At 59.2% G+C, this 12,411-nt stretch carries 10 protein-coding genes; all 10 read left to right on the top strand.

Annotation, left to right across the window (positions count from 1 at the left end; all coding sequences use genetic code 11):
* The first annotated feature begins 88 nt into the window (after positions 1-88).
* Positions 89-388, top strand: coding sequence for a hypothetical protein (locus tag U3654_RS03225; RefSeq protein ID WP_324753922.1), 300 nt, complete (start codon positions 89-91; stop codon positions 386-388).
* Positions 385-1,011, top strand: a complete 627-nt coding sequence (locus U3654_RS03220; protein WP_324753921.1) for a TetR/AcrR family transcriptional regulator — start codon at positions 385-387, stop codon at positions 1,009-1,011. The genes U3654_RS03225 and U3654_RS03220 overlap by 4 nt, the downstream gene beginning before the upstream one ends.
* Positions 1,012-1,016: 5 nt before the next feature.
* On the top strand, positions 1,017-2,069 hold the full coding sequence (locus tag U3654_RS03215) for an HlyD family secretion protein (protein WP_324753920.1): 1,053 nt from the start codon (positions 1,017-1,019) through the stop codon (positions 2,067-2,069).
* Positions 2,066-4,834, top strand: coding sequence for a ribosome-associated ATPase/putative transporter RbbA (gene rbbA, locus U3654_RS03210; protein ID WP_324753919.1), 2,769 nt, complete (start codon positions 2,066-2,068; stop codon positions 4,832-4,834). The genes U3654_RS03215 and rbbA overlap by 4 nt, the downstream gene beginning before the upstream one ends.
* A gap of 2 nt (positions 4,835-4,836) precedes the next feature.
* The gene (locus U3654_RS03205) at positions 4,837-5,958 is read left to right on the top strand and encodes an ABC transporter permease (RefSeq protein WP_324753918.1); all 1,122 of its coding nucleotides are present in this window, start codon (positions 4,837-4,839) and stop codon (positions 5,956-5,958) included.
* A gap of 28 nt (positions 5,959-5,986) precedes the next feature.
* Positions 5,987-7,069, top strand: coding sequence for an alpha/beta hydrolase (locus U3654_RS03200; RefSeq protein ID WP_324753917.1), 1,083 nt, complete (start codon positions 5,987-5,989; stop codon positions 7,067-7,069).
* 1,194 nt (positions 7,070-8,263) lie between these two features.
* Positions 8,264-9,727 carry a TolC family protein gene (locus U3654_RS03195; RefSeq protein ID WP_324753916.1) on the top strand — a complete coding sequence of 488 codons (1,464 nt, stop codon included), beginning with the start codon at positions 8,264-8,266 and terminating at the stop codon, positions 9,725-9,727.
* 12 nt (positions 9,728-9,739) lie between these two features.
* A complete protein-coding gene (locus tag U3654_RS03190) occupies positions 9,740-11,098 on the top strand; it encodes a copper oxidase (protein WP_324753915.1) in 1,359 nt (452 codons plus the stop codon).
* 45 nt (positions 11,099-11,143) lie between these two features.
* Positions 11,144-11,869 (top strand): copper-binding protein, encoded by a 726-nt coding sequence (locus U3654_RS03185; RefSeq protein WP_324753914.1) that lies wholly within the window; start codon positions 11,144-11,146, stop codon positions 11,867-11,869.
* 94 nt (positions 11,870-11,963) lie between these two features.
* On the top strand, positions 11,964-12,404 hold the full coding sequence (locus tag U3654_RS03180; protein WP_324753913.1) for a cytochrome c: 441 nt from the start codon (positions 11,964-11,966) through the stop codon (positions 12,402-12,404).
* Positions 12,405-12,411 lie beyond the last annotated feature (7 nt).

The raw sequence follows: 12,411 nt of genomic DNA, 5'->3' as shown, positions 1-12,411 counted from the left end.
CAAGATAGTAATTGATTACTATATTTTTTCAAGCAATAGTACATGCGGTGCGCTTGGGCAGTCTCGGACACAAGAAAGGGGGTCGTTCATGTTGATAGGCAAGATCAATATTGTAGCCAGTTTTCTGTTTGTCGCGGCCCTCATGCTCTATGGGTTCGCGCTTTTCAACATCGCGGTCCGCCGCGTCCTTTTGCACTTGCCAATATCAACGGGGACCAGTCGCTGGACTTCGGGCTTGGCGCTTGTTGGCATGCTGATGCCGCTCGGCATCCTGACCTCTCTTGTCGTGGGGATGCTGCCGATTGTTATCATCATCAGCGGTATCTCCATGATCTTGACCATGGGCTGGCTTACAGTTGCAGTTTCGCAAACGGAGACATCTTCATGAACGCATCCCGACAGAAAAACCTTCCTGCCGACGAGCGGCGCAACGTCACCGTCGAAGCGGTGGTCGATTTGGCCGGTAAAACAAATCCGGATTCGATCACGACCGCAGCAATCGCCAAGCATATGAACCTGACTCAGGGCGCACTCTTTCGGCATTTCCCGAACAAGGAGGCGATCTGGCAGGCGGTCATGACATGGGTGGCTGAACGCCTCATGGCGCGCATCGAAAAAGCTGCCGAGGGAATAGACTCCCCGCTTGAGACGATGCAGGCGATGTTTCTGGCCCATGTCGCCTTCGTTTCCGAGCATCCCGGCGCGCCGCGGATGATGTTCGGCGAATTGCAGGGGGCCAAGGCGACGCCGGCCAAACGCATGGCGCGCGCGATGCTGAAACAGTATGCGGTCCGGCTGAATGACCTCATCAAAGCCGGAAAGGAGCGTGGCGAATTGCGCTCTGATCTGGACGGCGAGGCGGCAGCGACGCTTTTCATCGGCACGATCCAAGGCCTTGTGATGCAATCGCTGATCGCGGACGACATGAGCCGCATGGTCGACGATGCCCCGCGCGCATTTGCCATTTACCGACGCGGCATCATCGCAGGATTTTCGGACGAAGAAGGATAATTATCATGTCGCGACGGGTTTCGATCCTTTTGGTTCTGGCAGTGCTGGCCGCGTTTCTGGGCTATGCGCTGTGGAAAGTATTTCTAGCCCCCAGCGGCCTGCCGCCCGAGGGTTTTGCCCGCGGAAATGGCAGGATCGAAGCCGACCTCGTCGATATTTCGACCCGCCTGTCAGGTCGGATCGCCGAGATTGCGGTGCAGGAAGGCGAGCTTGTTGCGCAGGGCGACGTTCTGGCTGTGATGGATACTACGGAGCTGGAGGCGCAGAAAATGCGCGCTCAGGCCGGCGTGGCCAGTGCCGAGGCCGCAGTAGCGGTGGCAAAGGCCGGTGTGACCAAGGCCGAGGCGAACCTCGCGCTTGCCAATAGCGAACTCACTCGTGCCGAAACGCTGAGCGAACGCGGGGTCATCTCGCGCGAGAACCTCGATATTCGCCGCACCGAGGCGCAAGTGGCCGAGGCAGGGCTTATCGCCGCGCAAGCCGAAGTCCGTGTGCGAGAGCGCGCAATCGATGCCGAAATCGCAAACCAGCGCGAGATCGAGGCAAGGATCGCCGACAGCACGCTCTATGCGCCTCAGGCGGGTCGCATTCTTTATCGTCTTACCCAACCCGGCGAAGTGCTGGGCAACGGAGGCAAGGTGCTGACGCTGGTCAGCCTGGGCAATGTCTATATGGAGTTTTTCCTACCTGCCACGCAAGCGCCGCGCGTGCGTTTGGGGGACGAGGCGCGGATCGTCGTCGATGTCCGGCCCGATGCCGCTATCCCTGCAATAGTCAGCTTCGTCGCCCCGCAGGCGCAATTCACGCCGAAACAGGTCGAAACCATCGCAGAGCGCGAAAGCCTGATGTTCCGTATCCGCGTGCGCATCCCAACGCACATGGTCGAGGCGCGTCTGGCCCAGATCAAGACCGGCGTGCGTGGCGTTGCTTGGGTACGGCTGGTAGGCTCGGACGGCAGTATGCCTGATTGGCCCCAAGGGCTGACGCCGCCGGTGGTCAAAAACCTTCCTGCGCCATTGGGGAACGAGCCCCCGGCCGGTGACGGATCGCGAAAATGACGGATTTCGTCAAAGCAGACGATTTTGTCGCAAGCATCGCGGCAGTCAGCCATCGTTACGGCAAGGTCACCGCTCTCGACGATGTCACGCTCTCTATTCCGGCCGGACGGACGGTCGGGCTGATCGGGCCTGATGGTGTGGGAAAATCTACCCTCATGGGGCTCGTTTCGGGGGCAAAGCGACTGCAGGCGGGCCACATCAAGACGCTTGGCGGCGATATGTCCAGCGCCCGCCACCGCGCCGACATTGGGCGGAGGATCGCCTTCATGCCACAGGGATTGGGCAAAAACCTCTATCACGATCTAAGCATCCGCGAAAATCTGGAATTCTTCGGCAAGCTCTTTGGGCAGAACCGGGCCGAACGCGCCGCACGCATCGAGCGGCTGACCCGTGCCACAGGACTTGCGCCGTTTCTTGACCGTCCCGCCGGCAAGCTATCGGGCGGGATGAAGCAGAAACTGGGGCTCTGCGCGGCGCTAATCCACGACCCGGATTTCCTGCTACTGGACGAACCGACCACCGGCGTCGATCCGTTGTCGCGCCGTCAGTTCTGGGATTTGATCGACACCATCCGCGAGGGTCGCCCGGAAATGAGCGTCCTAGTCTCTACAGCCTACATGGAAGAGGCTGAGCGGTTCGAGCATCTCATCGCCATGAATGAAGGGCGCGTTCTGGCCCAGGCCAGCCCCGCCGACCTGAGAACGCAGACCGGAACCGACACCGTCGGAGCAGCTTTTGTCGCTCTTTTGGGCGGTGATATCGCCGCTCCACAAGCGACCCACCCTGCCCCGGCGCCGATCGACATCGCCGACGGGCCACCGGCGATAAAGGCCGAAGGCCTCACCAAACGCTTTGGCGATTTCACCGCCGTGGATGCGGTCAGCTTTGAGATCGCGCGCGGCGAGATATTCGGGTTTCTCGGCTCCAACGGCTGCGGCAAGACTACGACGATGAAGATGCTGACCGGTCTCACGCCCGCAACGGAGGGCGAGGCGTGGATTTTTGGCCAGCCTGTCGATGCGCAGAATCTGGATGCGCGTCGCCGGGTCGGCTTCATGTCGCAATCCTTCTCGCTTTATGGCGAATTGACCGTGCGTGAGAACCTTTTGCTGCATGCGCGGCTTTTTCATCTGGGCGCTGACCTGACCGTCGAACGGATGGCTGACCTTGTGCCACGTTTCGGGCTGGAGCCCTATCTTGATCAGGGTGCTGCATCGCTGCCGCTGGGAGTGCGCCAGCGTCTGTCGCTGGCTGTCGCGGTGATCCACGGCCCCGATATCCTGATCCTTGACGAACCGACATCGGGCGTCGATCCGCAGGCGCGCGATGCGTTCTGGAATATGCTGACGGATCTCGCCCGGCGCGAACGCGTGACGATCTTCATATCGACCCATTTCATGGACGAAGGGATGCGCTGCGATCGTATTTCGCTGATGCACGCGGGCAAGGTTCTGGTGACAGATGAGCCGCAAGCGATCATCGACGCGCGCGGCATGGAGACACTCGAAGACGCCTTTATCGCCCACATGCTGGATGCGATGCCGCAAGAGGCAGCTGAGAACGACACGGATTTGACCTCCACCGAGGCACCCGAAACATCCACCGCCGCGCCACGCTTTAGCCTCAGACGGCTACTGGCCTACACAACGCGCGAGGCGATGCAGGTGCGCCGCGATCCGGTCAGGCTGGTGTTTTCCTTCATTGGCAGCGCGATCCTGCTGCTGATCATGTCCTTCGGTATTTCACAGGAAGTGCGCGAAATCCCCTTCGCCGCCTTTGATCAGGACCAAAGTCCGGAAAGCCGCGCCTATCTGTCAGGCTTTGAGGATTCTCAGTGGTTTCTCGAGCGGCCGCGTATCCGTGATGCCGAAGAACTCGAGCAGCGCATGGCCAGCGGCGAATTGGCACTAGCACTACAGATTCCGCCAGATTTCGGCATCTCCGTGCGACGTGACGAGGTGGCCGAAATTGCTGCGCTGATCGACGGCACCGACACCAATCGCGCTGGCACCGTAGAAAGCTACGTTGAGGGCGCACATAGTCACGTGATGACCCACGACGCACAATCGGCGCTTGCTCTCTCCGGTCTGAGCGCCTCGCGTACGCCCGATCAGGCGCCGCCCGCAAAGCTTGAACCGCGCTTCCATTACAATCCCGCGATGGAAAGCCTGCCCGCCATCGGCCCCTCTATCCCGCCGTTATTGCTATTGCTATTCCCGGCAATCCTGATGGCGGTCAGCGTGGCGCGCGAAAAGGAAATTGGCACGATCACCAATTTCTACGTCACCCCCACCGGGCGCGCCGAATTCCTGATCGGCAAGCAACTGGTCTATATAGCCATCACGCTGCTTAATTTCATCATCCTGACAGTGCTTGTGGTCACGGTGCTGGATGTGCCCCTCAAGGGCAGTCCGGCGGCACTGGTTCTGGGTGCGCTGCTTTATGCGGTCGCGGCGACCGGGTATGGCCTGCTGGTGTCGATGATGGCCAAGACCCAGGTCACGGCGGTCTTTGCCGCGGCGATCCTATCGGTCATGCCGACGCTGCAATTCTCGGGCATGATCACGCCGGTGTCATCGCTGGAGGGCCCCGCGCGCCTTCTCGGCACGCTCTGGCCTACGACCTGGTATATGGGGCTGAGCGTTGGCACCTTTACCAAGGGGCTGGGACTGTCGGAATTGTCGGGCCACCTATTGCGCCTCGCCGCCTTCGGCCCGATCCTGACAGCGCTGGCCGTGCTCTCCCTGCGCAAGCAGGAGCGGTAGAGATGCGCCAGCTTGCCAACATCTTCTGGCTTGCGGGAAAGGAGCTGAAAAGCGTCCTTGGCGATCCCGTCATGGTAATCCTAATTCTGTGGTCATTTATCGTCGCCGTGATTCTTGAGGCAAGCGGCGCGGGCGACACGGTCTACAATGCGGCCATCGCCATCCTGGACGAGGATAGCTCCATGCTGTCGCGCCAGATCACCGACGCCCTCGGCCCGCCATGGTTCCAGCCGCCAGTGCTGATCAGCCCTGATCAGGTAAAGCCTGAAATGGACGCTGGCCGGATCATGTTTGTCCTTGCCTTTCCACCCGGTTTTGAGGCCGACGTGATCGCAGGACTCATGCCCGCCGCCCAGCTTGAGGTCGATGCCACAGCCGTCTCCCAAGCTCAGCTTGGGACCGATTACATCGTCAACATCCTGACCTCGGAAACCCGTGCGTTTCTGTCGGGCGACCCTGATGCGCCCGATCCGGCGTTGCGGTTGGAATTGCGCCGCGCCTTCAACCCCAACGGTAATCCGGTCTGGTTCAAGTCGGTCTCGTCGCTTCTGAATCAACTATCTCTTTTGACTATCGCACTGACAGGGGCGGCGATGCTGCGTGAACGCGAGCAGGGCACGATCGAACATCTGATGGTGATGCCCCTCACACCGCTGGAAATCGCGCTGTCCAAAGTGCTGGCAAATGTGATCGTGGTGCTGGCGGCCTTTACCCTCTCGCTACTATTCGTCGTTCAGGGATTGCTTCAGGTGCCGGTGGCCGGATCGGTGGCACTGCTATTGACCGGAACAGCAGTGTACCTCGCCGCCGCTGCCGCCATCGGGATGTTTCTGGGCACTATGGCGCGCAGCATGGCGCAATTCGCGCTGCTGGTAATCATGGTCATCATCCCAATCATCATGCTCTCAGGCGGCATGGGCGCTATCGAAAGCCAGCCTGACATCGTGCAGCGGCTGACCACGATCCTCCCCTCGCGCCATTTCCTGACCTTCGCCAAGGCAGTCGTGTTCCGCGGCGCGGGGCTGGAAACGGTCTGGGTTCAACTGGCGCTTATGGGCGGTTTGGGGCTGGCGTTCTTTGTCGCCAGCTTGGCGCTGTTCCGCCGCTCTATGAACCTGTCATGATGACCGTAGAGGACAAGGAAGGTAGACGATGACCTGTCTTCTGCGCATTGATCTCAAGGCATTGACCCGGTCGGTTTTCTTGCTGGTATTCATTGCGGCAGCGGGTTGCACGCCGCGCTCCCAGCCGCAGGCGTTGTCGGTCGTTCCGCAAGGCCACACTGCAACGCGGCAGGTGACCATCACGGTCGCCACAACCCGCGCGCGCGATGCCAGCACAGCCAGCTACTCGGACCTGCGCGCGCCCAAGCTTAACTACGAAATGTTCACTATCTCTATCCCACCTACCCACAAGATTTCCGAGATCGAATGGCCAAAATCACAGCCAAATCCGCAGACCAGCTTTGCCGTGACGGATCGCAGGGAATTACCGGATTTTGCGTTGAATGCCGGCAAGCGCGATATCCTGATCTTTGTTCACGGCTACAATTACACCTTCGCGGAATCCTTGTTCAGGCTGGCACAGGTCGCTGCCGACGCAGACCTGAAGGAAAGTCCCGTTCTATTTGCCTGGCCGTCTGCTGCATCCGTGACAGGGTATGTCGCCGACAAGGATGCCGTCACCTATTCGCGGGACGATCTGGTGCATTTACTGACGGTTGTCGCGGCCGATCCGGCCATTGAAAACATTACCCTTTTCGGGCACAGCATGGGCGGCTGGCTTGTCGCCGAGGCCTTGCGTCAACTCAGGCTGAGCGGTCAGCACAAGGTGATTGACCGGTTGGGTAATGTGGTGCTGGCCGCGCCGGACATCGACATAGATGTTTTTCGTCGTCAGGTCCAAACCATCGGCAAACTGAACCCACCGATAACCCTGCTCGTCTCGCCGGATGATCGCGCGTTGAAACTCTCAGAGCGGCTGGCTGGATCGCGTGGCAGAGTCGGTACAAGGGATGCAAACGATCCCAGAGTTCAGGCTCTCGCAGCGGCCCACGGTATCCGAGTGATTGATATTTCAAAAGTGGATGCACCGGACGGAAGCAATCACAATAGGTTCGCAGCTCTGATGAAAGTGCTGCCGCGTGCAACCAAGACGACATTCGCTTCGCTTGCGCATGCGGGCTCATTCATCCTTGAACCAGCAAGCGCCACGCTGGTTTCTTCGAACAAGTGATGTAAATCCCGACAACTCCCTCAAAGTCATGCTGCTAGAAAGCTGATTGATGGCTGCGAGGAACAGGCATTTAGCCAGAACGTCGGAATCAAGATTTAGGGCGATGCTCAAAGGCCTCAGCCGGCGGTGCACCCAAAAGCGTGGCGAGCGGCGTGTCCCCCCAGCCACCTTGCCATGCCGTTCTGCGGTCTGGCGGTCAACGTGACCGTCCATATATACCCGCGTCGCTTTGCAGCAAGCAGCGCGACCTATTGCGCGTATACTCTTTGACGATGGTTTATTGCGCCGCCATCTCCAGCTTCAAAGGCAGCTCTAGACCACGCACATTCTTGGCGACGAAATACCGCATCACCATGTCCCAACAGCACGCCAAGCAGATGAATTCCCGGCGACCAAACATGCTAGTCAACGAACGACGGTATCACGAAATTGTTGGCAACCTCCCCTTGCTGGATGGATTGACAGTTGTTCATGCATCACCCAAATATCAGATGTGAAGCTGGGAAATTCCATATCCGCATGGCTGAGGGCGCTCGTCTGCCTCTCCTTTGCTTTTGCGATCGTCGTCTTTCCGCCCACTGCATCTCATGCGGCATCCGGAATGCACGACGCGCATCACGCCGCGTCGGCTGTTGCTGACAATCTTGACGAAGCTCACGCGCACGACGCATCTTCATCACACTCCATGCATGGTGGATCCGGCCCAATATCGCATGCAGACGAAGATGAGCAGGTATCCGGCCAGTGTTGCAGTGGTATCTGCGTTTCAGTCATTCTCGACGAGACGGACATTGTTTTCCTGGAACACACTACGATCGGCAAATATCTAACTCTGCACGAACAATCGGCGTCGCTTGCAGCGCCAGGCTTTCTGCGGCCTCCCCAACTCCTGATCTGACCCAAGACCCTATAGGGGTCTTCGATTTGCGCGTGCCCATGCGCGAACCCGAAGTTCATCAGTCAGGTTATCATCATGAAAAATCATCTACTATTAGGGGCTTCTGCCCTCACACTCGGCGCATGTGCATATCAGCCAACGCCTCTGCCAAATGTCACGTCCCAGCAGGCCGCCACCAATACGGCAGTTTCCTCACCGATCAGATATCGTGACCCGCTGGCAGGCTACACTTATCGTGGCCCCACCGGCCCGCGCGATTGGCGATCGGTTAACCAAGAACAGTCGGAGGGCAACTGATGCGGGTTGTCAGCCTTTCACTCGTCATTGGCGTTCCTCTGGTCCTTGGCGCCTGCGCAACCGCGATCCCCGGCGCCTACACGGAGTCCAAGGCAGGATTTGCCAACGTGTCGGGCCAGACCTCGGCGGCCATCGGTAAGCGCACCGCGTTCGCACAGACACAGGCCGAGAACGAAGCACTGAACCGCGAGGTGCAGGGCATGGTGCACGGCAAGACCCTTTCTGCGGACACTGCCGTTCAAGTCGCCCTGCTCAACAACAAGGGCCTGCAGGCCTCCTATGCGAATGTCGGTCTGTCGGCTGCCGAGGCATGGCAACAGGCGACGCCTGAAAACCCGGTGGTGTCCATCGGCGTGCTGGGCATCGGGGCTGCAGAACTGGGGGCTTACCGCGCGATAGAGGGCATGATCGCGACAAACATCCTGAATGCTAAAACCCGCCAGCAGCGGGTTGCGCTGGCGGACGTGAATTTCCGCACAGCGCAGCTGACAGCCGTCAACGACACGCTGACACTCGCAAACCAGACCCGCCAAGCATGGGTGAACGCAGTCGCTGCCTTCGAGACGGTCAGCTATCTCAAACGCGCCAAAGCCACATCCGATGCGGGGTCCGAACTTGCGCGTAAGCTGGGTGAAACAGGCGCGCTGAACAAGGCAGGACAAGCACGAGAGCAGGCATTTAACGCCGAATTGGCAGGGCAACTAGCGCAGGCGCGGATGAATGCGGCCGGCGCCAAGGAAAACCTCACAAGGCTGATGGGTCTTTGGGGCGCTGATGTGGACTACTACGTGCCCGATGCACTGCCCGCATTGCCGCGTTCTGTCGGGCGGATCGCCAACATCGAGGCCAAGGCGCTGCGAAATCGGTTCGACCTTCAGGTAGCGAAATTGGGTCTTGAGGCGCAGGCAGCTGCGTTTGGGCTGACCGATCAGACCCGGCTGGTGACCGATCTCGAAATCATCGCTGGCTTTGAGGCCGAGCGTGAGGTGGAAGATGGAGCGCGAAAAACTGAAACTACCCCGCAGATCGAGCTAGAGTTTGCCATCCCAATCTACGACACCGGAAAGGCCCGGATGCGCAAGGCTGAGCTGGCCTATCTACAGGCGGCCAACGTCCTTGCCGAAAAGGCCGTCAACGTGCGCTCAGAAGCACGCGGTGCAGAGGCCGCGTATCACGCCTCCTACAAGATCGCGCGACACTACCGCGACATTCTGGTGCCGCTGCGCAAGACCGTCGAGGACGAGGGCCTGCTGTCCTACAACGGCATGATCACCAACACCTTCGAATTGCTGACCGACGTACGCGCAAAACTCGGCGCATCGCTCGAATCTGCCAATGCAAAACGCGAATTCTTCATGGCTCAGGCTGATCTGACGGCCGCCATCTACGGCGGCGGTGCAGGCAGCGGTGGTGCCGGTGGGGTGGGTGCAACTCTTGCCGCCAGTGGCAGCGCAGGACACTGAAAGGAATATGAGATGTTGAACAGACGTCAATTACTCGGGGCCGGCGCCGCAGGTGCGGCCATGGTTTCATCAAAGGCTTGGAGCAAGACCACGAACATGGGCCTGCCCGAAGCCGCCCAGATGGACAGCGCGGCAACGGCAATCACACCCCGTCCGTCTTCGGGGCCGGATTACAATCCTGTGGTCACGCTGAACGGCTGGACTTTGCCGCACCGAATGAACAACGGCATCAAGGAATTCCACCTCATTGCTGAACCGGTAGAGCGTGAGCTGGCCGATGGCATGATCGCGCATCTGTGGGGCTATAACGGTCAGTCGACCGGCCCGACTATCGAGGCGGTGGAGGGTGACCGTGTCCGTATTTACGTGACCAACAGGCTGCCTGAACATACGACCGTGCATTGGCATGGTATGATCCTGCCCTCGGGCATGGACGGCGTCGGCGGCCTTAGCCATCCCGGCATTCCGCCGGGCAAAACCTACGTCTACGAGTTTGACCTAATCAAGTCCGGCACCTTTATGTATCACCCCCACGCGGATGAGATGGTGCAGATGGCGATGGGAATGATGGGCATGTTCGTGGTGCATCCCAAGGATCCGACGTTCATGCCTGTGGACCGCGATTTTCTGATCATGCTGAATGCGTTCGACATCGATCCAGGGACGTATGTGCCGCGCATCATGACGATGACGGATTTCAATCTCTGGACCTGGAACAGCCGGATATTCCCCGACATCGACCCGCTGGTCGTGAACAAGGGTGACCGGGTGCGCGTGCGGGTCGGCAACCTGACGATGACGAACCATCCGATCCACATGCACGGCTATGACTTCAAGGTCACCTGCACGGATGGCGGCTGGGTGCCGGAAGCCGCGCGATGGCCCGAGGTCAGCATCGACATCCCCGTGGGGGCCATGCGCGCCTATGAGTTCACCGCCGACCATCTGGGCGACTGGGCGATCCATTGCCACAAGTCGCACCACACGATGAATGCCATGGGCCACGATGTTCCCACCTTTATCGGGGTCGATAAAAAGCCGCTTGCGCAAAAGATCCGCCAGTTCCAGCCTGAATACATGCCGATGGGCACGGCTGGCATGGCGGATATGGGCAGGATGGAGATGCCGCTGCCCGACAATACCGTCCCAATGATGACGGGCTGGGGGCCTTACGGACCCATCGAAATGGGCGGCATGTTTTCGGTCGTGAAGGTGCGCGACGGCATCGACGCGGACGATTATTCCGACCCCGGCTGGTACGAGAACCCTCCGGGCGAACAGGCCTATGAGTGGACAGGCGAGCTGCCTGAATTTGCGTCCAATAGCAGCCCCAAAACCATCCTTACCCCAAAACCAACGTCGAAGGGCTAATTGGCCATTTGATCTAGACCTCAAACCCAAACCACAGGAAAACTGATGAAAAATCTACTTTTGACGACTGCGCTGACGTTTACTCTGGCTGCTCCGGCTTTCGCCTCCGGCACCCACGATGGAGGGCATGATACGGACAAGGCTGACGATCAAGCCGCGATGATGATCGGTATGCCGGGTGATCCCGCCAAAGTAGACCGCACCATTGACGTTTCGATGAGCGAAACCGACGACGGCGAAATGCTGTTCGAACCGCGCGAATTGGAAATCGCAACGGGCGAGACGATCCGCTTTAACATCGTCAACAAGGGCGGAACCGAGCATGAATTTGTCCTCGACACCATGATGGGCAACGCCAAGCACAAGGAGATGATGGCCAAGATGGACATGGAGCACGACGATCCCAATTCCGTCCGGCTTGACGAGGGCGCGTCGGGCGAAGTTGTCTGGAAATTCTCAGAAGCAGGGACGTTCGAATTCGCCTGCCTGATCCCCGGCCACTACGAGTCCGGCATGCATGGGCCAATCACCGTGGGGGATAAAATGGCGCAGGCCGATGTGGAATACACCACCGGCAAGATCAAGAAAATCGACGCCAAGGCGGGCAAGGTGACCATCATTCACGGCCCGCTGGTCAATCTGGATATGCCCGCGATGACCATGGTATTCCGTGCTGACGAGGCAACGATTGCCAACATGTCCGAAGGTCAGGATATCGAGTTTGTCGCTGACCGCGTCAAAGGCAAGCTGACCGTCACTCAGATGAAATGACGCCACATGGGGCGCTGCGATGAAGATCGGCGCGCCCCTTTGACCATCGCCTTGGGGAACGGCCCAACCAATTGAGAGTGAAGGAGATCAAAAGATGAAATGGGGAGCGATAGTGTTCGCCGTGATCGCGCTGATTACGGGTACATGGTATATCACGCGGTCGGGAAACGAAACGTCGCCAGCCAACTTAGCGCAATCTGCGGAACTGCCCGGCGATGCGATGGCCTCGGTTTCGGTGCCTGCATCATTTTCAGACCAAGAGCAGATTGGCAAACGCGCCTACGACGCCGTCTGCGCAGACTGCCATGGAGAGAACGCCCAAGGAAAACAGGGTGTCGCACCCCCGTTGGTGCACAAGATTTATGAACCCAACCACCACGGCGACATGGCGTTCGTTCTGGCTGCGCAGAACGGCGTGCGCGCGCACCATTGGAAATTCGGCAACATGCCTGCCGTGGAGGGTGTCACCCAAGGGGATGTGTTGAACATCGTCGCCTATGTGCGGGCGCTGCAACGGGAAAACGGTATCGAGTAACCTGGGT

This window comes from Roseovarius sp. Pro17 (assembly GCF_035599575.1).
Classification (GTDB): domain Bacteria; phylum Pseudomonadota; class Alphaproteobacteria; order Rhodobacterales; family Rhodobacteraceae; genus Roseovarius.
This window is presented reverse-complemented; position numbering and strand designations above follow the sequence as displayed.